The sequence below is a fragment of the Alteromonas hispanica genome, from assembly GCF_010500915.1.
In the GTDB taxonomy this organism is placed as follows: domain Bacteria; phylum Pseudomonadota; class Gammaproteobacteria; order Enterobacterales; family Alteromonadaceae; genus Alteromonas; species Alteromonas hispanica.
Genome location: NZ_JAAAWP010000004.1, coordinates 26316 through 49641, shown reverse-complemented (window position 1 = coordinate 49641; position 23326 = coordinate 26316). Strand labels below are relative to the sequence as shown.

Here is a 23326-nt window from a genome sequence, read left to right as displayed (position 1 = left end):
CCGCTCAACCTCATCGCATTTGCATCCTTAGTAAATCATCACAACAATCTCTTTCCACCTTCCTTCACTAACAGTTCATCTCATCGCATACGCCTTTTAGCAAAATATGCTGTTGCTAATTCGCTTTTCAGCGGATAAATGGGTAAAATCCGCACGCGCCGCGTTTACGTTTTAGCGTAAAGCGAGTGGTATTTTTCGTTTAATGAATTTTTCTGCAGGTAATTTCCAGCATTATGCAACAATCGCACATTCGTAACTTCAGTATTATCGCCCATATTGACCATGGTAAATCGACCTTGTCTGACCGTCTTATTCAGCATTGTGGTGGACTTTCCACCCGTGAAATGGCTGAACAGGTTCTTGACTCCATGGATTTGGAAAAAGAGCGCGGAATTACAATTAAAGCACAAAGCGTAACGCTGGAATACAACGCCAAAGATGGTGAAACTTATCAGTTGAACTTCATTGATACTCCGGGACACGTCGACTTCACTTATGAGGTGTCGCGCTCTTTGGCTGCCTGTGAAGGAGCACTGCTGGTTGTTGATGCAGGTCAGGGCGTAGAAGCTCAAACACTAGCAAATTGTTACACTGCAATTGAAATGGATATGGAAGTGGTTCCGATTTTGAATAAAATCGACTTACCTCAAGCCGATCCTGACCGCGTAGCAGAAGAAATCGAAGATATAGTGGGCATTGACGCACTAGAGGCCGTTCGCTGCTCTGCGAAAACAGGCATTGGTATTGAAGATGTACTTGAAGTTATTGTTAACAAAATCCCGCCGCCAGAGGGAGATAGAGAAAAGCCGCTTAAAGCGCTGATCATAGACTCCTGGTTCGATAACTATCAAGGGGTTGTGTCGCTAGTTCGTATTGTTGAGGGGCAACTCAACAAAAAAGACAAGATACAAATCATGTCGAACGGACAAATTCATCAAGTTGATAAAATTGGTGTATTTACGCCAAAGCCTCTGGATACAGGTATTCTTAGAGCTGGCGAAGTTGGTTTCATCATTGCCGGCATTAAAGATATTCAAGGTGCGCCGGTAGGCGATACCATCACATTAGCCAAAGCGCCTGCTACCGAAATGCTGCCAGGGTTTAAGAAGATCAAACCTCAGGTTTATGCCGGTATATTCCCAATTAGCTCTGACGACTATGAAGATTTCCGCGATGCGCTTGCAAAGCTAAGCCTGAACGATGCGTCTTTGTTTTATGAGCCAGAAAGTTCAGCAGCGCTTGGATTTGGATTCAGAATTGGTTTCCTTGGCATGCTGCATATGGAAATCATTCAAGAGCGTCTAGAGCGTGAATACGATTTAGGTCTTATCACCACAGCGCCAACAGTAATCTACGAAGTTGAAACCACAAAGGGTGAAACCCTGACGGTGGACAGTCCAGCGAAACTGCCGCCGGTGAATGATATTGCAGAAATTCGAGAGCCTCTAGTCGAAGCGAATATTTTGGTTCCGCAAGAATATCTTGGCAATGTTATTACGCTTTGTGTAGAAAAGCGCGGCATGCAAACAAACATGACCTATCACGGCAAACAAGTTGCAGTGACATACGAGCTTCCTATGGCTGAGGTTGTACTAGATTTCTTCGACCGCTTAAAGTCGACTAGCCGTGGTTTTGCCTCGTTAGATTATAACTTTAAACGCTTCCAAACCTCTGACATGGTGCGTGTGGATATTCTAATAAATGGGGAACGAGTGGATGCGTTAGCGGTTATTACGCACAGAGAAAATTCTCAGGGCCGCGGTCGAGAACTGGTTGAAAAATTACGTGAATTAATACCAAGACAAATGTTTGATATTGCCATTCAGGCAGCTATTGGAAACCATATTGTTGCGCGTAGCACGGTTAAGCAATTACGTAAAAACGTTATTGCTAAGTGTTACGGCGGTGACGTTAGTCGTAAGAAAAAGCTACTTCAAAAGCAAAAGGAAGGTAAGAAGCGCATGAAGCAAGTGGGTAACGTTGAACTGCCACAGGATGCGTTCCTTGCAGTATTGAAGGTAGGTAAATAATGGCGAACTACTTTTCCCTGATTTTAGTGGCGCTAACGCTAATTACAGGGCTTATTTGGCTAGTCGATAGCCTAGTGTTTGCGCCAAAGCGCAAAGCTCGATTGCAGGCGGCATCAACAGCAGAGAACGCGGGGTATGGTGAAGATCCTCAGTTGCCATATATGGTCGATACCGCCCAGCAAATTTTTCCGGTTATTGCGTTTGTATTGGTATTGCGGTCTTTTTTGTATGAACCGTTTCAAATACCTTCAGGCTCAATGATGCCAACGCTGTTAGTAGGGGATTTTATTCTAGTTGAAAAGTTTGCTTATGGCGTGAAAGACCCTGTTTTTCGTAGCAAGCTTATTGAAACTGGTGCTCCAGAGCGCGGTGATGTGGTTGTGTTTAAATATCCTGAAGACACTGGAATTGACTATATAAAACGCGTAGTCGGCATGCCGGGTGATACCGTGGTTTATCAAAATAAGCAGGTATTTATAAAACCTAAATGCACAGATAAAAACAATTGTCCTAAATTAGAGGCTGTTCCACTTTCGTTTCAAGAACGAGGTGAATTTGTGCAAGATATGGCACAGCTGATGCGCTACACAGAATCCCTTGGTGATATCGAGCATGATATTTTACGCCACCCAATGCGCGATATCTCTCCGGTGAATTTTTACACCCAGCCAGGAACACGCCGCAACGAGTGGATAGTGCCTGAAGGCCATTACTTCGTGTTGGGTGATAATAGAGACAACAGTCGAGATAGCCGCTTTTGGGGCTTCGTACCTGATGAAAATCTAGTGGGTAAAGCCGTCGCTATCTGGGTCTCATTTGAGTTTGAACGTAAGCAAGAAGATGTGTTGCCTTCGTGGATACCAACAGGCATTCGCTTTGAACGCGTAGGCGGCATTCATTGATGCAAGGAATCGATAAATATCATCGTCTTTATAAGGCGATAGACTATACATTTAACGATGTGGCTTTGCTGGACCAAGCTTTTACTCACAGAAGCGCAGCTAAGCTGCACAACGAGCGTCTGGAGTTTTTGGGAGATGCCATATTAGGCATGATTATTGGCGAAACCCTTTATAAGCGGTTTCCCGATGTGCCTGAAGGAAAGTTAACCCGAATGCGTTCTACTTTGGTCAAAGGCGATACGCTTGCCGAGTTGGCTAGAGAGGCGAGTATGGGTGAGCTATTGAACTTGGGGCCCGGTGAATTAAAAAGCGGTGGCAATCGCCGAAGCTCTATATTAGCTGATGCCGTTGAAGCACTGCTTGGCGCCATATACCTAGACTCTGGCATGGACGAAGTTCGTGGTGTTATCGACAGACTCTGGGAAACCAGGATCAGCAAACTCGACCCCAATGCCCATCCAAAAGACAATAAAACGCGACTGCAAGAATTTTTACAAGGTCGTAAACTTCCTCTTCCTACCTACGAAGTGCTGTCCATTTCAGGTAAGGACCATGCGCAAGTCTTCCAAGTTAGCTGCAAAGTGGAAAGCTTGGCTGAGCCAGTAAAAGCATCTGGCAATAGCCGCCGTAAGGCCGAACAAGAAGCAGCCCGTCTAACGCTGGAGAAGCTCGATGACTAATATTGATCAAGGTGAACCGCAGACACGCTGTGGTCTAGTTGCCATTGTAGGCCGTCCGAATGTTGGTAAATCCACTTTGCTTAATCGTCTGCTTGGTCAAAAAGTCAGTATTACTTCAAGAAAGCCACAAACCACGAGACACCGCATACTGGGTATCGATACTGACGGTGAGTACCAAGCTATTTATGTTGACACGCCAGGGCTTCACCAAGACGAAAAGCGCGCCATTAACCGCTACATGAACCGCGCTGCGTCAAGTTCACTTGCCGAGGTGGGCTTAGTACTGTTTGTGATTGAAGGCGATCGCTGGAATGCCGAAGATGAAATGGTGCTCTCCAAGGTCAAACAGTCTAACCTACCGTGCTATCTCATCGTTAATAAAATGGACAAGGTTGAGAACAGAGAAGGCTTTGTTACTCACTTGCGCATGCTTGGTGAAAAACACAGTTTCGAACATATTGTCCCCATTAGTGCGAAGCAGGGCAAAATGGTTGATGATATTCGCGAGCTCGTGGCTAAATCTTTACCCCCAAGTGAATTCTTTTTCCCTGAGGACTATATTACCGACCGCTCAAGTCGGTTTATGGCCGCAGAAATTATCCGCGAAAAACTAATGCGCTTTACCGGTGACGAATTACCTTATTCTACTACGGTGGAAATAGAGCAGTTCAAAATGGCCGAAAACGGCGTCTATCGAATAAGCGGTCTTATTCTAGTTGAGCGTGAAACACAAAAACGGATGATCATAGGTAAGGGCGGAAAGCATCTAAAAACCATTGGCGAGCATGCACGCAAAGATATGGAAAACCTTTTCGATAATAAAGTGTTTCTAGAACTCTGGGTGAAAGTGAAGCAAGGTTGGGCTGATGACGAGCGCGCTTTGCGCTCACTGGGTTATGGCGATGACAGCAACCTGTAGTATGTGATCCCTTCCTAGCCCTTTTCCGTTTTTAAGGTCTTGTAGATTTTCGTATATGCGCAACCTATTAACGCTTTTTAAAAGTAGTTTTAGCTAGGTTGCGCGGGAGAGACTGATGGCTATATCTGATATGCGTAGGCAATACTCAAAGGGAACCTTGAGTGAGTCTGACTTAACCGACACTCCTTTTCAACTGTTCGATAAGTGGCTTAAAGACGCTATTGACGCGAACATACCTGATCCAACTGCTATGACTGTGGCTACCGTTGATTCAACTGGTCAACCCTCTCAGCGCATAGTATTACTTAAAGATGTAAATAAAAACGGGTTTGTTTTCTTCACCAATTTGGGAAGTCGCAAAGCTCAGGAGCTAGCGTCAAACCCTAAGGTTTCTTGCCATTTTCCATGGTTTTTTATGGAGCGTCAGGTGCGGGTTTGCGGGGTAGTAGAGAAATTGTCAACGGCTGAAAATGCGTCCTACTTTTTTTCTCGTCCAAAAGACAGTCAGCTGGCAGCCTATGCGTCCAAACAAAGTAAGCCCATTGGAAGTAAAGAGTTACTACTTACTCAGTTCCAGCAGCTAAAAGATAAATTTGCTAACAAAGAACTGCCAGTGCCCGATTTTTGGGGCGGATTTAGAATAGTGCCGCATCAAATCGAATTCTGGCAAGGTGGTGAAGATAGGCTCCACGACCGAATTGAATACAATGTAGACGAGCAAGGCCAGTGGAATACCCAACGGCTTATGCCTTAATTGGAATACGCGTGATTAGGGGGGAACATGATAGACAGTCATTGCCATCTTAACCTGCCCCCCTTATGCGACGACATCCCACACGTATTAGCGACTGCAAAACAAAATGGTTTGAAGAGGCTCATGGTACCGGGGATCACTCCCGAGTCTTGGAGTACATTACGATACTACCAAAATACGTATTCTGATATTTTGCCGATTGATATCGCGATAGGTCTACATCCTTATTTTCTTTTGCAGAATGAGCAGTCATTGTCCGAATCACTGGCTATGTTAGAAAAGACCATTGATAGTAACGTTCGCGCTATTGGTGAGACAGGGTTAGACGGTCATGTCTCTGTATGTATGAAAATGCAGAAGCAAAGCCTTCACGCCCATCTCAATCTTGCAGAAGCGCAAGGCCTGCCAGTTATTCTCCACCATCGTAAGTCTCACCACCTGCTACTTGAAGCACTTAAGTCATCGGTATTTTCAGGCTCTGGCGTGATACATGCGTTTTCGGGCAGTATCGATGTGGCAGAACGCTATATCGACAAAGGGTTCTATCTTGGTGTTGGCGGAACAATTACCTATGAACGTGCGAAGAAAACGCGAGATACAGTAGCTCATCTTATCCGCTACTATTCTGACAGAATATTACTAGAAACGGATTCACCGGATATGCCGATGTCGGGGAGACAAGGTAAGGCCAATATGCCACGCTTTATTACCGATGTGATAGACGCAATGACAGCGCTTAGCGACATCGAGCCATCTGAGCTTATTAATATAACGACAACAAATTACAATCGCCTTTTTAATATTTGAGTGATGGCATCCAATAGCCAAGGCCGGAATTTGTAAAAGCCTCTTGTCACGTAAATGCCTACTACCAACGCAATAAATAAAACTATTACCGCAATCACAAACAGCTGAGAGCGAAGCGACAACGGCGCCTCTAACACTTTCTCTGTGTCCATATGTATGTGGAGGTAGCCAACAACTCGTCCTTGCTCGCTAACAATCGATTCAACAAACGTGATAGGCAGCACGTCGTGCGATCGATTAAGACTGACTACACTTTCAGTTTTAGGTAAAGGTGCGAGGTATCGACCTTTTTCATCAAATACTGAGATACCAAGGACATGGGGCTCGTCAGCTAAAACCTTTATTACTGACTTGAGGTTGCCGAGTTGAGGGGCAACAGATGCATTGGCACTCTTATCGTCATTGGCGTCAGGCTTGCTCATTAGCGGTTGTAATAGTTTGGCGTATTGACGGGCGGCACTGTTTCCCGCATAGGCGGTTTGAGCATGCAGCCACTCTTGTTGGTAACGTTGCAGCATAAGCAATAACGCAACTAATAGAGCAATAACAAGACTAGCCAATAGCGTATGCATCACTCTTTTTATAACGGTGTAAAGAGAGTGGGAATGGTTTACTGATGCAGTTGTTAATGGTGTTTCGGCCTTTGCCAATATAAAATTCCGTAAAGGGATAAACGTATCGATAACAGTAGGATAAATCTTACTAATTTGAAAGACCATATTTTATTACGGCGCCCAATTGGGTAGCATTAGCCCACTTCAATGTTTAAGGAACTCCCAGCCGTGCTCGACACTTTTAAATCTCGTTTAGGCGACAAGGAAAGCGATAGTATCCATTCATCATCAGCGTTAGCCGGTTTAATAAACGGACAGAGTACCGACGTAGACTTTCACGCGTCTTTAACCATTATAGGTCAAGCATTAACGCCTTATATTGTTGGCAATGTGTTATCTGACATTCAGTCACATTTCGACACGGGGACGCTTGCGTTCCATCATTTACACCAGCAGCTAGGTGATGATGTGGTAGTGGCAAGAGGTAACCTGATAAAAGACAACAAGTCCGAATTAAAAGCAATGCTGACTGCGTTATCTGCAACTTTCAACATAGACATTGGTTTGCAGCTTTCACAGCCATCTTTGTCAAAAGGTGGCTTGTTGGTCATGGACATGGACAGTACAGTTATTGGCATTGAATGTATTGACGAAATTGCAAAGCTAGCTGATGTTGGTAGAGAAGTGGCTGAAGTTACAGAAAAAGCCATGAGGGGAGAGATTGCGTTTAACGAAAGCCTTAACCATCGTGTAGCCTGCTTAGAAGGTGTACCTGTAGAGCATCTTCGCAAAATTCGCGACAGCTTGCCGATAATGCCGGGGATCCAAGCCTTACTGAGCGAACTCAAAAAGCATGGATGGAAACTGGCCATCGCGTCGGGTGGTTTTACCTACTTTGCTGATCATTTAAAACAACGACTAGAGCTGGACTTTGCTACCTCAAACACGCTGGAAGTCGACAACGGTCAACTTACTGGGAAGGTAGTTGGAGAAATAGTCAATGCAGATGTGAAAGCAGAGACCGTAAAACAACTTGCTGCAAAATGGAACATCGATAGTGAGCAAACCGTAGCAATGGGAGATGGAGCAAATGATCTCGTTATGATGAAAGAGGCTGCGCTGGGTGTGGCGTGTCATGGCAAGCCTGTGGTCAACGAAAAAGCCGACGTGGCAATTCGAACCGGTAGTCTTCATTCTTTACTCTACTTTTTAAGCGAATAGTAGCGAGCCGATTTCAGCCACCTAGCTTTGTATGCTGAAATCGGCTTCTCTTAAAGTCAGGCGCTTTGATGCTGAGAAGTGCCTAAGGGCGTTCTATTCTGAGTAATCTCCTCACTGCTAAAGCCGTAGCGAATTAAGACTTCATCAGTAACATCAATAAGATGAGAGCAAGCGGCAATGCTCCACATTTTCTTCTCAAGCTCTCTTGCTCTGTGCATCGCGTACATGGTGACGTAGTTAATTTCTGTTTGCAGCATAGAGAGATCGGGTTTGCCCGTTGTTGTTAACATCACATGGATAGCAATGAACTGCCCTCTATTCATGGCTTCTCTTATGAAGCTCTTTCTTTGCTGATTGTTGTCGAACTTATGGGAATAGCGAGGAATTATAGCCATTCGAGAATCTTTTTGAGAATTGTCGAAAGAAACAAAAAGCTCTTGGCGCAACGGCATATTTTCCAGCTTGACAGTTTTTATACCGCTTTGTACGAACGGCGAGTCTTGCTTTCGATCGCGGAATAAGAATTCAAGATTCACTTTTCCTCTTTCTGCATACTGCGTGGTTAGCAAAGTAATCCGTTCATCCTGTTTCCCGATAATACCTGCTTGAGGCGTATACCGTACTCCTTCCTTGCTCATCAGGAATGATAAAGAGGTCGCATTTCTCGCATTTATGCAGCGTAGCGCTTGCCCCATACCCGGAATTTCTTCTTCATCAGACTCAGCTTGAAGGTTGGCTTTGTTTTTCTTTATTAACTCTTCAAAGAAGTTTCGGGCGGTTTTACCTTCCTCTCCTGGTGCAGCTTTCAGGTGTAAGATGTTCTTTTCGATATTATGATAAACAATGTCGTATTGAAGGTTCATAACATCAAAAGCAGTTGTAATCGATTGAAGGCGCGGAAAAGCCACCTCTACACGATCTTCCAGGCTGCCTCCATATTCTTTGGTTAATTCCACCCGAAGCCCTAAGCCCCTTACAGAAATATCTTCGCTAACGCCTTTGTGAACCGTATCTTCGCCGTTAAAGCGCACCTCAATATGCGTACGCAGTCGATAGCGGCTTTCTATGCGTTGTTCTTCATTCTTAAATCGAACTATTTCTATATTTGAAGGGGCTCGATTGCGTGGGTGTCCAAAGTTCTTTAAATAAGTAAGGTTTTCACGGTTAAATTTAAAATCGCTGTAAGTTTCTTGTCCCGTCAACGAGGTCACGTCTGTCACATGGGCTAAATAACGCAGATTTTTGAGTCTCCCCATTAAACGTGCAGAGGGAGGGGTATTTAGTTTTTTTACTTTACTACCCACAGAATCAGGAATAGAAAGTGGAATATGGGCCTGCTCTGGAGTCATGTCCGTAAGCGTTACCTTAAATACTCGCCAACTCGCTTTTTTCGACCCAAAGCCTAAAAATACCTGTTTTAGTAATTCTTTTTGTTGCAGCTCTTCATAAGATGCCGAGTAAAAATAGACCTTGCTATTTTGCAGATGGGTGAAGCTAAAAATAAAACATTCTCTCACCTCGTCTGACTTTCTGAGCAGGTGATGCAAACGTTCTTGAGTCAGTAGAAAGCTCAAGCGGCAGGTATTTTCTTCATCTTGCCAGTACTGAATAGTTTCCCGGTTTACTTCATTCATCATGGCAAACCGGGGAACGAGCGTTTCGTTTACCACGTCAATGTAAACTGGCAAAGTAGGGCTTCTGGGTGAAAAGTACTGTTCAGATATTTTACTGGTGATAGCCTCAATGGTGTTATTCATATTCACTTTATAACGGCGTTTATTGCCGTGTATAAAACTTTCTAAAAAGTTATCGAAGCTTTTATTTGGGTGGTCTACCGCTCTTTGGAAGGCTAGATATTTTACATCGTTTTTTTCGGAAATCTTCACTAATCGATAAGCAATACCGTGCTTTTTATCTAAAGTGAATTCGTTTTCAAGCCCTCTGAAATAAACGAAAAGTAGTTCACCTTTCTCGAAGATAATATCTTTGGGGAGTTTAACTTGTAATCCTTCAAGTGATATATCAACACTGAGGCCCCGCATAGACTCATTGTACTGGTTGAATATCTCCACCGCCACAGCAAAATTCATGCGTTCGGTATTGCGCTGCTGATAATCTAGCAGGTTTACCGTATCTACTTTGAACTGCTCGAGCACCGCAGAACGTTTCCTAGCATCGGGCTGTGCTCTTTCTGCTCTCTCTTGCGCAATTTCTCGCTCTTGCATAAGGCGGAAGTTATTTTCTGTGCTTTGCACTGCTTCGTATACACCATAGGTGTAACGGCCAAATATTCGAAGTTGTTCTTCGAATTTATCAACAGCGATGTCGTCCATGAAGTGATTTCGACCTTCATGGGTATATTTTTTACACTTGCCATCAACATTGCCACGAAGGTCGATTGTGCGAAGACACGGCTTAGCCAGACGCTTTACTTCCATTTTTATAAGAAAGCGCTTTTCTTTGGGAACATCAGCTGCAACTTGCTGCAATACCTGATTGAACTCAGGCTCATTCACCACAGGCTTCAACTGTTCGATTATGTCTTTATACTGTGCTAAGTCTTGACTCATCTATGCGCAACTTCACTGTTTACTTTTTCATTTTAGTTTTTATCGGCTATGTGTGAAAAGTCCTTAACCTCGCACCCTTGGCCGGCATCCGTCTTTTTCTCGGTTAAGTTCAAGAAAGCCTTGTACTTAAACTAACGCCATTTAATGATAGAATACTCTTTTTAACTTGTGGATAAAACTGGAAAATGGCAAAACGTAAAACTGCCTACGTGTGTTCCGATTGCGGCGCAGAATTTCCTCGGTGGCAGGGACAATGCACAGAGTGCAAAGCGTGGAATACGATAAGCGAATTTGTGGTGGCAAGTGCTAAAACCGCAACTAGACAGGTAAATTCAGGTTACGCTGGGCAAACGGCAGCAAAAGTTGAAAAGCTAAACGCCATCGATCTAGAGGCACTTCCCCGATTCTCATCCAGTTTTAAAGAGTTAGATAGAGTATTAGGTGGCGGTATTGTTCCAGGAGCTGCTATGTTGATCGGCGGGTCTCCTGGAGCCGGAAAAAGTACGCTGCTGCTACAAGTGATGTGTCAGATGGCTAAAACAGAGAAAGCCCTTTACGTTACGGGAGAGGAATCTCTGCAACAGGTTGCAATGAGGGCAAAGCGCCTTGCTTTGCCTGATGACAACTTAATGATGCTGGCAGAAACCAACGTAGAAACTATCTGCGAGCTGGCCTTGGCTGAAAGTCCAAAAATTATGGTCATCGACTCTATTCAGGTTATGCATGTTGCCGATGTTCAGTCTGCGCCGGGCAGCGTGTCTCAAGTGAGAGAAAGTGCGGCCTATTTAACGCGTTTTGCCAAACAAAACCATATTGCTATGTTTATTGTCGGTCACGTTACTAAAGACGGTAATTTGGCGGGGCCGAAAGTGCTAGAGCACTGTATTGATAGCTCAATGATGCTGGAAGGGGAAAGTGACGGTCGTTACCGCACCCTAAGAAGCCACAAAAACCGTTTTGGTGCTGTTAATGAACTCGGTGTTTTTGCAATGACAGAAAAGGGGCTCAAGGAGGTAAAAAATCCTTCGGCAATCTTTTTAAGTCGTGATGAGAATGAAACGCCGGGCTCTAGTGTGATGGTCATTTGGGAGGGAACTCGGCCTCTTCTCGTAGAGATTCAAGCTTTGGTTGATTACTCGCAAATGTCGAACCCAAGACGAATTGCCGTAGGACTCGATCAAAATCGTTTGTCGATGCTGCTCGCTGTTCTACATCGTCATGGTAATGTTCAAATGAACGACCAAGATGTATTTGTGAACGTAGTTGGTGGGGTAAGAGTAACGGAAACCAGTGCAGATTTAGCTCTTTTACTCGCAATGATTTCCAGTTTTAGAAACCGTTCGCTTCCCAACGATCTCATTGTTTTTGGTGAAGTGGGGTTGGCAGGAGAAATAAGACCTGTTCCCAACGGTACAGAGCGGATCATTGAGGCTACAAAGCATGGCTTCAAACGCGCTATAGTACCAAAAGCAAATATGCCGAAGCAGACTATGCAGGGGATGAAAGTTATACCTGTTGCTCGGCTTAGCGAAGCACTGAACGCTTTGGAGTGATCGTTATCGAGTGATCTTTATGGAGTGATCGTTAGATACTGAATAGCGTTACTTCACCCTCCAATGTTTTTAACCCGCCTTAGATTCTTGCTGATAAACAGCGTTGACTAGGGCGTTTAAATCCCTCTCTTCAATGCCTTCATCTTCGCTATTTAACGCAATTAGCCGCCTGAGTGCACTTACACAGTTAATGTCCATTCGGGCGACTTTACAGCCCAGAGAAACCAGCGACTGTCGGGTATCTGCATGTCGATAAAGCTGTTCTATGTAAAGTGTAATTTCAGGGCTGTCTTCATTAGCTTGAAATGTCGCTACGTAAGGGTCGTGACTATCAAAAGGGAGTATTGATAAAGCGCTTTCGCTAGCAAGCAGCTTTATCCCTTGCAACGATACATCATGAACAATGACGTGTATTTCTTTACCTTCGTGGGCGAGTGTTCCGGGAACGTCTAATTCAACCCTCTGGAACTGGCGCTTATCTGTCATACATAAAATCTTAAAAAATACCTTGATACTCTCAGTATTGGTGAATAATGACAGGTTCGCAATGTCACGTAAGAATAAATATTTTTGTATTCATGTGCATCGGAGTTTACGTAGTGTCGAAATGGTGTATAGAAAAAGTGGAAGGGGAAAAAAGAGGCCTCCAGTTAAGAAGGCCTCTTTGAAAGCTATTTTTATTTCGCCATACGTTTGTATTTAAGACGGTGAGGCTCTACGACGTCTTTACCAAACTCTTGTTTGAGCCAGGTTTCATAATCGGCATAGTTCCCTTCAAAGAAGTTAATATTCCCCTCATCACGATAGTCCATAATGTGAGTTGCAACCCTATCTAAGAACCATCTATCGTGCGAGATAACCATGGCACAACCCGGAAACTCAAGCAGAGCATTTTCTAATGCTCGGAGTGTTTCCACATCGAGGTCATTGGTGGGCTCATCGAGTAAAAGCACGTTGCCGCCGGCTTTTAAAAGCTTAGCTAAATGCACACGGTTTCGCTCTCCACCCGACAAGTCTTTGATAAACTTCTGCTGGTCGTTGCCTTTGAAGTTAAAGCGGCTGCAATAGGCGCGACTGTTTATCTCGAAGTTGCCAATACGAATAATATCTTGATCGTCTGAAATTTCCTTCCACACAGTATTTTTTTCATTCATGTGGTCTCGGAACTGTTCGACAGCGGCAATGTTTACGGTGTCACCTAAATCAATCGTTCCCGAGTCAGGCTGTTCTGCCCCCGTTAACATTCTAAATAAGGTAGATTTACCAGCCCCGTTTGGCCCCACAATACCCACAATGGCACCTTTAGGTACGCTAAACGAAAGGTCATCAATGAGAACACGGTCGCCATATGATTTTTTCAAGTTCGACACTTCAATGACTTTATCGCCCAGTCGCTCTCCAGGTGGAATAAAGAGCTCATTGGTTTCGTTGCGTTTTTGGTAGTCACTAGTGGACAGTTCCTCAAAGCGAGCCATACGAGCCTTACTTTTTGCATGGCGGCCTTTAGGGTTAGAGCGAACCCATTCTAATTCTTGTTTAATACTCTTCTTGCGGGCCGATTCAACGCGCTCCTCTTGCTCAAGACGACTTTCTTTTTGCTCAAGCCAAGATGAGTAGTTACCTTCCCATGGAATACCTTCACCGCGGTCAAGCTCCAGAATCCATCCAGCAACATTGTCCAGGAAATACCTATCATGGGTAATCGCTACAACGGTTCCTTCGTAATCGTGTAAGAAGCGCTCAAGCCAGGCTACCGATTCAGCATCCAAGTGGTTCGTCGGTTCATCAAGTAATAGCATTTCAGGTTTTTCCAGCAACAAACGGCATAGTGCAACCCGTCTTCTCTCACCACCCGAAAGTTTGCTTACATCGGCATCCCATGCAGGAAGTCTCAGCGCATCAGCGGCTCGCTCAAGTACATTATCAAGATTATGGCCGTCTTTTGTCTGAATGATTGCTTCTAATTCACCTTGTTCTTTTGCTAAGGCGTCAAAGTCAGCATCTGGGTCTGCATAAGCTGCATAAACTTCGTCTAGACGGGTGAGAGCATGTTTAACATCGGCTACGGCTTCTTCGATGTTGCCACGCACATCTTTAGTCTCGTCTAACTTTGGTTCCTGAGAGAGGTAACCAATTTTCAAACCCGGCTGTGGACGGGCTTCGCCCTCGATCTCGGTATCAATGCCTGCCATTATGCGCAGCAATGTCGATTTACCTGCGCCATTCAAGCCTAGAACTCCGATCTTTGCTCCTGGAAAAAAACTAAGAGAGATATTTTTTAAAATTTGTCGATTCGGTGGCACAATTTTGCCAACGCGGTGCATACTATAAACGTACTGAGCCATGCTCTAACCTCGCTAAAAACGCGGTGAAAATAAAATGACATTGTAATCGCAACACTATAGCTCGCGCCAGTGCGTAAAGCCATTGTATGCGGCAGTTGCATTTTTTTTGTTCGCTTAATGCATCAAATTCCAATATTGCATCAAAGCATGAAAAGAAATCAGTTAAACTTAGCGAAAAAACGTACCTCTGAACTAGCAAAACGGTTTTTGTTATTTCGAAAGTCGATACGAGTTGAACGAGTTGAACGAGTTACGGCAACATAAAGTATACAAACGGTCAGAAATTAAATAGGTAATGAAGCGTATGACAACCATTGATAAAGGTCATTATAGTTTAGAAGAACTTGCCAACCACGTAGGTGGGGTTGTTCAGGGAGATAGCGGCATTACTATATCTTCAGTTGCCACACTGTCTGGTGCGCAAAGTCACCAAATCTCTTTCTTAACTAATCCTAAGTACAAGTCGCAGTTGAAAAGCACAAATGCTGGAGCGGTGATTGTTCACGAAAATGTAAAAGAGAGCGTAACCGGGGCGGCGCTTATCGTAGACAATCCACACGTTGCATTTGCTCGCATTGCGCAGTTATTCGACACGACACCCGTGGTAGCAACCGGTATTGCAGATACTGCAAAAGTAGCGTCTTCGGCGCGGATAGGTAGCAATGTAGTGTTAGGCCACAACGTTATTATTGAGGATAACGTTGTGCTTGGTGATGGCGTGAGCATAGGTGCCAATACCGTCGTTGGAAAAGGCGCTCATATTGGAGAGGGAAGTACACTCTATCCAAACGTTACTGTGTATCACGGTGTTGTAATAGGAAAGCGGGTAACTATTCACAGCCAAACCGTTATCGGTTCGTCGGGTTTTGGTTATGCAAACGATAAGGGCGTTTGGTTGCCTATTCCCCAACTCGGTGGTGTGCGCATTGGTGATGACAGTCAGATTGGCGCCAATACTAGTATCGATCGAGGCGCGCTAGACGATACGGTTATAGGTGTTAACGTTATCATAGATAACCAAGTTCAAATTGGTCACAATTGCGTTATTGGTGACCATTCCTGTATTTGCGGTGCTACTGGTATTGCGGGAAGCTGCAACATCGGCCGGCATGTGATCATTGCTGGTGGGGTAGGAATCAATGGCCATATCAGCATTTGCGACAATGTGCAGGTAACAGGTTACACCATGGTGGTACAAGACATTACACAACCCGGTGTCTATTCATCAGGACAACCAGCACAAACAAACAGAGAATGGCGTAAAAATGCGGTGCGCTTACAAAAGATTGGTAGCCTTTTTGACCGTGTAAAAGCGCTAGAAAAACAGGTCTGATGTGCCTGTAGCCTGCGATTTACGTTAAACCTACGCCATTTAAATTAATTTAGCCATAAAGCGGTATACAAGCATCCGAAAATGACTAGAATATGGCTGCAAAATTATGCAGTCCATATCCGACGCATCATGCCAAAAAATAATCGCAGTTAAGGAGCCCCCATGTTTTCTCGCGAAATGAACATAGCTGACTTTGATCCAGAATTAGCCAAAGCAATGGCAAATGAAGTTGAGCGTCAAGAACATCACATCGAGCTTATTGCCTCTGAGAACTATTGTAGCCCACGTGTGATGGAAGCTCAGGGCTCTCAGCTTACTAACAAGTATGCCGAAGGTTACCCGGGTAAGCGTTACTATGGCGGTTGTGAGCATGTTGACGTAGTTGAGCAACTAGCCATTGATAGAGCTAAACAGCTGTTTGGTGCTGAATACGCGAACGTACAGCCCCATGCAGGTTCTCAGGCAAACACTGCCGTATTTATGGCGTTACTAGATGCTGGTGATACTGTATTAGGTATGAGCCTTTCTGAGGGCGGACACCTTACCCACGGTTCTCATGTTAATTTCTCGGGCAAGACGTACAACGCTGTTCAGTACGGACTAAACAATGAAACGGGCGAAATTGATTACGCGCAAGTAGAAGCTTTGGCGAAAGAGCATAAGCCTAAAATGATCATAGGTGGTTTTTCGGCATACTCAGGCGTTGTTGACTGGGCTAAGTTCAGAGAGATCGCTGATAGCGTAGGCGCATACTTACTTGTCGATATGGCTCACGTTGCGGGCTTGGTTGCCGCGGGTGTATATCCTAACCCATTACCGCATGCACACGTTGTTACCACAACGACACACAAAACCCTTGCGGGTCCTCGTAGCGGTCTGATTCTTTCATCGTGCGGCGACGAAACGCTTTACAAAAAGTTTAACAGCTCGGTATTTCCTGGCAACCAAGGTGGCCCACTTTGCCACGTTATTGCTGCTAAAGCCGTGGCATTTAAAGAAGCACTTGAACCTGAGTTTAAAGTTTACCAGCAGCAGGTTGTTGCAAATGCGAAAGCGATGGTCAAAGTAATGCAAGACCGCGGGTACAAAATTGTTTCTGGCGGTACTGACAACCACCTATTCTTATTAGACCTTATTGATAAAGATATCACTGGTAAAGATGCTGACGCGGCCCTTGGTGCAGCAAATATAACTGTTAATAAAAACTCAGTGCCAAACGACCCTCGCTCTCCGTTTGTAACAAGCGGACTTCGCATTGGTAGCCCAGCTATTACTCGCAGAGGTTTTAAAGAAGAGCAGGCAGAGCAAGTAGCAACGTGGATTTGCGATGTTCTTGATAACATGGGCGATGAGTCTGTTATCAAACGCGTTCAAAGTGAAGTGGTTGCGTTGTGCTCAAAATATCCTGTTTACGCTTAAGTAAATAAGATTGTCTTTTATTGCGTACTTTGGTACTAATGCAGAGATGTTTTAGGCTAAGTACGCAATAATAAAGGATATTCTATGTTTTGCCCTTTTTGCTCAGCGCAAGAGACAAAAGTCATCGATTCTCGGCTAGTTGCAGAAGGGCATCAAGTACGCAGAAGACGCGAATGCGCCCAGTGCCATGAGCGTTTTACTACCTTCGAAAGTGCCGAACTAGTTATGCCCCGCGTGATAAAACGCGATGGTTCGCGGGAGCCTTTTAATGAGGATAAACTGCGGGCGGGTTTACAACGAGCGCTCGAAAAACGCCCCGTCAGTACTGAAAAAGTAGAGCAGTGCATCTTATCCCTTAAATCAGAACTCAGAGCAACTGGTGAACGAGAAGTTGAAAGTGAGCTTCTTGGTACACTCATCATGAAAGCGTTAAAAGAGCTAGATAAAGTAGCTTATGTGCGGTTTGCGTCGGTCTATCGCTCGTTTGAAGACATACGAGAATTCGGTGAAGAAATCGCGAGACTCGGAGACTGACTACAGGACAGCACGTGCAGCATAAAAGCATAAAATCTGATTATTATTGGATGGCGAAAGCCATTCAACTTGCCAAAAAAGGGCTTTACACCACGTCGCCCAATCCCAGAGTAGGCTGTGTTATTGTTAATGGAAACAATCAATGTATTGGCGAAGGTTTTCATATACAGGCCGGAACACCTCACGCTGAAGTACACGCGTTAAAGCAAGCCAGTAAAGCTGGTCGAAACACGCTTAGCAATGCTACAGCTTATGTCACACTTGAACCTTGCAGCCACTATGGTCGTACTCCTCCTTGTGCTGAAGCACTTATAAAGGCCAACATTGGCAAGGTAGTCATTGCAATGACAGATCCTAACCCAAATGTGAGCGGCAATGGGATACGAAAATTGCAGGAAGCAGGAATTGAAGTGGTAAGCGGTATTATGGCTGCAGAGGCTGCGGCAATTAACCCTGGCTTTATTAAACGCATGCTTACAGGAAAACCTTTTGTCAGAGTTAAGCTCGGCATAAGTTTAGACGGCAAAATAGCGTTAGAAAATGGTGTAAGCCAATGGATAACAGGCCCTGAGGCCCGAAGAGATGTGCAGCGCTATCGCGCCAGTAGTTGTTGCGTGCTTACTGGCTCTGGCACGGTGATAGCTGACGATCCTAGCTTATTGGTACGGGCAAACGAAGCGCAGTTTAGCCACTATCCACTTGAAAGAATTCGTCAACCTACTCGCGTGGTGGTGGATAGTAAAGAGGTAGTTAACTCAGATTATCAGTGTTTGAAGGACGGAAATACAACGCTCATAGCCACCATTAACCCTCACCCTGACACGGCCGCTCGCCACTATTTAACCATCACACCAAAGCAGGGAAGAGTTGATTTAGAGGCTCTTATGCAATCACTTGGTGACAAGCAATATAACGAGGTTTGGGTAGAAGCAGGTCCTGGTTTGGCAGGCGCACTATTAGACGCTGGATTAGTTGATGAATTTATTTGTTATCAAGCGCCTATGTTATTGGGAAATAAAGGCATGAGTATGGTGAATCTGCCATCCTATACTTCTATTGAGCAATCTATTTCACTCACGCTTATTGAAAATCGTCAGGTTGGTAACGACATTAAGCTTGTATATCGACCGGACACAGATAGCTCGCGAGATTAAACGCGGCAAAGAGGAAAGCTATGTTTACTGGTATTATTCAAGCTCTGGGTACAATTCAAAAGTTAGATAACCGAGGCAAAGATATTCGGCTAACTGTATCTTCTCAGCATTTAGATATGACTGATGTAGCCCTTGGCGATAGCATTGCAACTAATGGCGTCTGCTTGACGGTAACCGATGCAGGTGATGATTATTATTGCGCTGACGTTTCTACTGAGACTATCAAGTTGACTGGCTTTAAGAATTACAGCGTTGGGTCTACTGTTAACTTAGAAAAAGCGATGCGGCCTACAGACCGTTTCGGCGGTCATATTGTATCTGGCCACGTAGATGGTGTTGGAGAAGTCAGCCAAATTATTAAACACACTGACTATGTTGAAATTTGGGTAAAGGCTCCAGAGGCCATTGCAAAGTATATTGCACATAAAGGAAGCATAACCGTAGACGGCGTGAGTTTAACCGTTAATGAAGTTAATGGTGCCGAATTTATGTTATGGATTATTCCACACACGCTAAAAGAGACAGTACTAGGTACCTATAAGATAGGTACTGCTGTGAATTTGGAAGTTGACGTCATTGCTCGGTATTTAGAGCGCCTAATGTTAGGTGACAAGGCGGCTGAGCCAGCCGCGAAAGGCATTGATATGGCCTTTCTAGCAGAGAATGGATTTTTAAAAAAATAACCCTACAAGAAGAAAGAATATGGCATTTAATACATCAGAAGAAATTATTGAAGATATCCGTCAAGGCAAGATGGTTATCTTGATGGATGATGAAGATCGTGAAAACGAGGGCGATCTTATAATGGCGGCAGAACACGTTACGCCAGAAGCCATTAACTTCATGGTAACCCATGCTAGAGGTTTAGTGTGCCTTCCAATGACACAAGAACGTTGCCGTAGGCTCAATCTGCCATTGATGGTTGATAAAAACGAAGCTCAGTTCTCCACCAACTTTACCGTTTCTATTGAAGCGGCTACCGGGGTTACAACGGGTATATCCGCTGCCGACCGCGCCACAACAATAAAGGCCGCTGTAGCCAAAGACGCTAAAGCCACCGATATTGTGCAGCCCGGCCACATTTTTCCTCTTATTGCAAAAGAGGGAGGTGTATTAAATCGAGCGGGTCATACTGAAGCCGGCGTGGACTTACCGCGTTTAGCAGGTCTTGAACCCGCTGGTGTGATTGTTGAAATTTTAAATGAAGACGGCACTATGGCTCGTAGGCCAGAGCTTGAAACGTTTGCCAAAAAGCATGATTTGAAGATTGGAACAATAGCCGACCTTATTGAATATAGAAATCTCAATGAGACAACGATAGAGAAAGTTGCTCAGTGTAATATGCCTACAGAGTACGGTGACTTCGAACTGCACACATTCAAAGACAGCATCGATAATCAGCTACACTTTGCGTTGAAAAAGGGTGAGGTTTCAGAAAATACGCCTACGCTTGTTCGCGTTCACTTGCACAATACATTCAGTGATCTGCTCGGGTCTACCCGTGGTATCAACCGCTCGATGACATTGTCTCAGGGTATGCAAAAGATAGCCGATGAGGGTGGAGTTCTTGTGTTACTTGGCAAAGACGAACAAATTGAAAATCAAGTGCGTCGCTTTGCTGCAGAAGATAGGGGAGAGCGCCCCGCTGGTGCAGACTGGCAAGGTTCTTCACGCACAATAGGTGTGGGCAGTCAAATTTTGGCATCGATGGGTGTTCACAAAATGCGGCTGTTAAGTAAACCCATAAAGTATCATGCACTATCAGGTTACGGCTTAGAGGTTGTGGAATACGTTCACGATTAGCCCTGTAGCGCATTGAATAGGCCTTATTTCTAAAAGGCATCGCCGTCATAATTACTTCGGCGGCGAACAAATTTGCTTTTAATTAATATCAACCTTCTTTTCAACGATTGCGCGGTCTGCACAATAAAATTGTTGGGTAAAGAAACAATCGATTTAGTTTAGGCGCAGTTATGGTATACTTCGCGCCGCTTTTTCTCGAGGAATGAAAACATGCAAGTTATTGAAGGTAACATCCGTGCGACGGGCAAAAAATTCGCCATTGTTGTATCACGCTTTAACAGTTTTGTTGTTGAAAGCTTATTAGAAGGTGCACTTGATACCCTAGAGCGTCACGGCGAAGTGAACAGTGATGACATTACGGTTGTAAGAGTACCGGGTGCGTACGAACTACCTATCGTTGCTAAGAAACTTGCCGAGAAAAAATCATTTGACGGCATCATTGCACTAGGCGCGGTTATCCGCGGCGGAACACCACACTTCGACTTTGTAGCTGGTGAATGTAATAAGGGGTTAGCGCAAGTATCATTAGAATACGGCGTGCCTTTGTCATTTGGTGTCATCACAACAGATTCAATAGAACAAGCTATCGAGCGTTCAGGCACTAAAGCGGGCAACAAAGGTGCAGAAGCTGCACTAGGCGCGCTTGAAATGGTTAACGTTATCGATGCCGTTGAAAAGCTTTAAGGTAATTATTTAGTGAAAGTTTCAGCTCGTCGTAAAGCCCGTGAGTTAGCCTTACAAGGCATTTATTCATGGCAAATGAGTCATAACGATATTCAGCAAGTTGAACTGGCGTTAGCAACCAGTAACGACATGCAGAAGGTCGATATGGCATATTTCCAAGCGCTACTGCGCGGAGTAGCCCATAACGCAAGTAAGTTGGATGCGACGATAAAGCCTTATCTTGGCCGATTACCAGAAGAGTTGGATGCAATTGAAAAAGCGATTCTTCGCATTGCAACACTGGAACTCACTGAACGCATCGATGTGCCATACCGCGTGATTATTAATGAAGCCATTGAGCTTGCTAAATCATTTGGTGCTGAAGATAGTCATAAATTCATAAATGGTGCACTCGACAAAGCAGTGAAAACACTGCGAAAAGACGAGCGTGATTAACCTATTTCAGTGACACTGGACGTTACTTAAGGTTTTAATAAATACCGTGAAAGAATTCGACCTTATCGGCCGCTACTTTTCTGCTGGCGGCCACAAAAGACGAGACGTAGTTATTGGTATTGGTGATGATTGTGCCGTGACAATGGTACCTGAAAATCAGCAGTTGGCAGTAACTACCGATACGCTTGTAGCAGATGTACATTTTTTAAGAGACGCGCCCGCAAAGTCAGTAGCTTACAAAGCCGTAGCAGCTAATCTTAGCGACCTCGCTGCGATGGGGGCTGAGCCTGCATGGATAAGCCTATCGCTGTCACTTCCTGCAGTAGAAGAAACATGGTTAAGTGATTTCGTTTCAGGTCTGTACGAGCTTACACAATACTACTCGGTTCAGCTCATTGGTGGTGATACTGTAAAAGGCCCCATGGCGATGACTATTACCGCACAAGGTTTTATTCCTCCGGGCTCTGAACTTACCCGCAGCGGTGCTAAACCGGGAGACTGGGTTTACGTCAGCGGAACTTTGGGAGATGCAGGTGCAGGCTTGGATATTCTTCAAGGTAAGCTTGATGTGTCTGGAGAGGCCAGAGATGTTCTCATCAATCGACATTATTTTCCGACTCCGAGAGTTGCTGTAGGTACCGCTATGCGCCGTATTGCATCTTCTTGTATTGATGTATCGGACGGTGTTATTTCGGACCTGAAGCATATTCTTAGCGCTTCTGGCTGTGGTGCTAACATTCATGTCGATCGCCTTCCATTATCTCGCGCATTAACGAGCGCGGTAACACAAGAAGAAGCGATAGAATACGCGCTCTCTGCAGGCGATGATTATGAGTTGCTTTTCACTGTGTCTGAAGAGCAGCGGGGCAGTCTTGAAACTTCTATCGCCAGCTCTAACGTGAAAGTCACCTGTATTGGGCAACTAACCGGTCATTCAGACAAGTTAATGTTGTATAAAAATGATGAAAAATACGAGCCGAAGCAATCTAGCGGCTACGAACACACGTTTTAGAATGAGCGCTTTTTATGCAGGCTGAGTTTCGTGCAAGAGTGAGTATGAAAAACCCGGTGCACTTTTTGGCTTTAGGGTTTGGCAGCGGTCTTGTTCCGGTTATGCCGGGTACATTTGGTTCGTTAGCCGCGATACCTTTACTTTTACTGTTCGCTCAAGTATCCACTCTCTCTTTCATTGCGATAACGCTAATGGCGTCGGTGATTGGCATTTATCTATGTGGTAAAACTGCTGATGATATGCAAGTGCACGACCATGGCTCTATCGTGTGGGACGAGATAGCCGGCATGTTTGTAACGCTCTTATTTTTGCCAGTCACGGCATCTACCCTTGTCATTGGTTTTTTGTTATTTCGAGTCTTCGACATACTAAAACCGTGGCCTATCGGCATTATTGATAAAAGATTACACGGCGGAACAGGGATTATGTTGGACGATCTGCTTGCCGGTGCTATGGCTTGCGGATGTTTGCACATAGCGATTAATCTTTGGCCTGCGGTGCTTACCCTTCTTTAGAAACGATAATTTAATTTTCAGTATTCTACTTACAGTAAAAAGCCCTCGCTGAAGAGTAACTTCTTCGGCGAGGGCTTTTTTCATGCTTTAAAAAATTTGCCA

The 23326-nt window shown here is 44.7% G+C and carries 22 protein-coding genes; 18 read left to right on the top strand and 4 right to left on the bottom strand.

Features of this window, described 5'->3' with window-relative positions; translation table 11 throughout:
- Positions 1 to 233 precede the first annotated feature (233 nt).
- The 6 genes from lepA (at position 234) to GTW09_RS08085 (ending at position 6092) form a co-directional block, all read left to right on the top strand.
- The gene (lepA, locus tag GTW09_RS08110) at positions 234 to 2030 is read left to right on the top strand and encodes a translation elongation factor 4 (RefSeq protein WP_071980100.1); all 1797 of its coding nucleotides are present in this window, start codon (positions 234 to 236) and stop codon (positions 2028 to 2030) included.
- Positions 2030 to 2932 carry a signal peptidase I gene (lepB, locus tag GTW09_RS08105; RefSeq protein WP_163111486.1) on the top strand — a complete coding sequence of 301 codons (903 nt, stop codon included), beginning with the start codon at positions 2030 to 2032 and terminating at the stop codon, positions 2930 to 2932. The genes lepA and lepB overlap by 1 nt, the downstream gene beginning before the upstream one ends.
- Positions 2932 to 3612 (top strand): ribonuclease III, encoded by a 681-nt coding sequence (gene rnc / locus GTW09_RS08100; protein WP_071980098.1) that lies wholly within the window; start codon positions 2932 to 2934, stop codon positions 3610 to 3612. Before lepB ends, rnc begins: the two co-directional genes overlap by 1 nt.
- A complete protein-coding gene (gene era / locus GTW09_RS08095) occupies positions 3605 to 4531 on the top strand; it encodes a GTPase Era (protein WP_163111485.1) in 927 nt (308 codons plus the stop codon). The genes rnc and era overlap by 8 nt, the downstream gene beginning before the upstream one ends.
- Positions 4532 to 4646: 115 nt before the next feature.
- Positions 4647 to 5285 (top strand): pyridoxamine 5'-phosphate oxidase, encoded by a 639-nt coding sequence (pdxH, locus tag GTW09_RS08090; RefSeq protein ID WP_071980096.1) that lies wholly within the window; start codon positions 4647 to 4649, stop codon positions 5283 to 5285.
- A 27-nt stretch (positions 5286 to 5312) separates the two neighbouring features.
- Positions 5313 to 6092 carry a TatD family hydrolase gene (locus GTW09_RS08085; RefSeq protein ID WP_163111484.1) on the top strand — a complete coding sequence of 260 codons (780 nt, stop codon included), beginning with the start codon at positions 5313 to 5315 and terminating at the stop codon, positions 6090 to 6092.
- Here the strand turns inward: GTW09_RS08085 and GTW09_RS08080 are convergent.
- Complete coding sequence (locus tag GTW09_RS08080; RefSeq protein ID WP_203565685.1) at positions 6068 to 6742, bottom strand: hypothetical protein; 675 nt, start codon at positions 6740 to 6742, stop codon at positions 6068 to 6070. The genes GTW09_RS08085 and GTW09_RS08080 overlap by 25 nt on opposite strands.
- A 132-nt stretch (positions 6743 to 6874) precedes the next feature.
- Here GTW09_RS08080 and serB point away from each other — a divergent pair, with 132 nt between their 5' ends.
- Positions 6875 to 7867, top strand: coding sequence for a phosphoserine phosphatase SerB (gene serB, locus GTW09_RS17560; RefSeq protein WP_338024934.1), 993 nt, complete (start codon positions 6875 to 6877; stop codon positions 7865 to 7867).
- 56 nt (positions 7868 to 7923) lie between these two features.
- Here the strand turns inward: serB and GTW09_RS08070 are convergent, their stop codons facing one another.
- The gene (locus GTW09_RS08070) at positions 7924 to 10437 is read right to left on the bottom strand and encodes a PilZ domain-containing protein (protein WP_163111482.1); all 2514 of its coding nucleotides are present in this window, start codon (positions 10435 to 10437) and stop codon (positions 7924 to 7926) included.
- A gap of 185 nt (positions 10438 to 10622) precedes the next feature.
- Here GTW09_RS08070 and radA point away from each other — a divergent pair, with 185 nt between their 5' ends.
- Positions 10623 to 11990: a DNA repair protein RadA gene (gene radA, locus GTW09_RS08065; protein ID WP_071980092.1), complete on the top strand. Its 1368-nt coding sequence runs from the start codon at positions 10623 to 10625 to the stop codon at positions 11988 to 11990.
- Between the two features lie 69 nt (positions 11991 to 12059).
- Here the strand turns inward: radA and GTW09_RS08060 are convergent, their stop codons facing one another.
- A complete protein-coding gene (locus GTW09_RS08060) occupies positions 12060 to 12476 on the bottom strand; it encodes a PilZ domain-containing protein (protein WP_163111481.1) in 417 nt (138 codons plus the stop codon).
- Between the two features lie 191 nt (positions 12477 to 12667).
- The gene (ettA, locus tag GTW09_RS08055; RefSeq protein WP_163111480.1) at positions 12668 to 14335 is read right to left on the bottom strand and encodes an energy-dependent translational throttle protein EttA; all 1668 of its coding nucleotides are present in this window, start codon (positions 14333 to 14335) and stop codon (positions 12668 to 12670) included.
- Positions 14336 to 14639: 304 nt separating this feature from the next.
- On the opposite strand from ettA, the gene lpxD reads away from it, so the two are divergent.
- From lpxD to GTW09_RS08005, 10 genes are all read left to right on the top strand, one after another.
- Entirely contained in the window at positions 14640 to 15668 is a 1029-nt protein-coding gene (gene lpxD, locus GTW09_RS08050; protein WP_163111479.1) for a UDP-3-O-(3-hydroxymyristoyl)glucosamine N-acyltransferase, read from the top strand.
- Between the two features lie 162 nt (positions 15669 to 15830).
- Positions 15831 to 17087 carry a serine hydroxymethyltransferase gene (glyA, locus tag GTW09_RS08045; RefSeq protein WP_071980088.1) on the top strand — a complete coding sequence of 419 codons (1257 nt, stop codon included), beginning with the start codon at positions 15831 to 15833 and terminating at the stop codon, positions 17085 to 17087.
- Between the two features lie 84 nt (positions 17088 to 17171).
- Positions 17172 to 17621 (top strand): transcriptional regulator NrdR, encoded by a 450-nt coding sequence (gene nrdR / locus GTW09_RS08040; RefSeq protein WP_071980087.1) that lies wholly within the window; start codon positions 17172 to 17174, stop codon positions 17619 to 17621.
- A gap of 14 nt (positions 17622 to 17635) precedes the next feature.
- Positions 17636 to 18775 (top strand): bifunctional diaminohydroxyphosphoribosylaminopyrimidine deaminase/5-amino-6-(5-phosphoribosylamino)uracil reductase RibD, encoded by a 1140-nt coding sequence (ribD, locus tag GTW09_RS08035; protein WP_163111478.1) that lies wholly within the window; start codon positions 17636 to 17638, stop codon positions 18773 to 18775.
- 20 nt (positions 18776 to 18795) lie between these two features.
- A complete protein-coding gene (locus tag GTW09_RS08030; protein WP_163111477.1) occupies positions 18796 to 19458 on the top strand; it encodes a riboflavin synthase in 663 nt (220 codons plus the stop codon).
- 19 nt (positions 19459 to 19477) lie between these two features.
- Positions 19478 to 20578: a bifunctional 3,4-dihydroxy-2-butanone-4-phosphate synthase/GTP cyclohydrolase II gene (gene ribBA / locus GTW09_RS08025; protein WP_163111476.1), complete on the top strand. Its 1101-nt coding sequence runs from the start codon at positions 19478 to 19480 to the stop codon at positions 20576 to 20578.
- Positions 20579 to 20788: 210 nt separating this feature from the next.
- Complete coding sequence (ribH, locus tag GTW09_RS08020) at positions 20789 to 21262, top strand: 6,7-dimethyl-8-ribityllumazine synthase (protein ID WP_163111475.1); 474 nt, start codon at positions 20789 to 20791, stop codon at positions 21260 to 21262.
- Positions 21263 to 21274: 12 nt separating this feature from the next.
- A complete protein-coding gene (nusB, locus tag GTW09_RS08015) occupies positions 21275 to 21697 on the top strand; it encodes a transcription antitermination factor NusB (RefSeq protein ID WP_071980083.1) in 423 nt (140 codons plus the stop codon).
- 46 nt (positions 21698 to 21743) lie between these two features.
- Positions 21744 to 22709, top strand: a complete 966-nt coding sequence (thiL, locus tag GTW09_RS08010) for a thiamine-phosphate kinase (RefSeq protein ID WP_163111474.1) — start codon at positions 21744 to 21746, stop codon at positions 22707 to 22709.
- Positions 22710 to 22723: 14 nt separating this feature from the next.
- Entirely contained in the window at positions 22724 to 23224 is a 501-nt protein-coding gene (locus GTW09_RS08005; protein ID WP_163111473.1) for a phosphatidylglycerophosphatase A family protein, read from the top strand.
- The last annotated feature ends 102 nt before the right edge of the window (positions 23225 to 23326 follow it).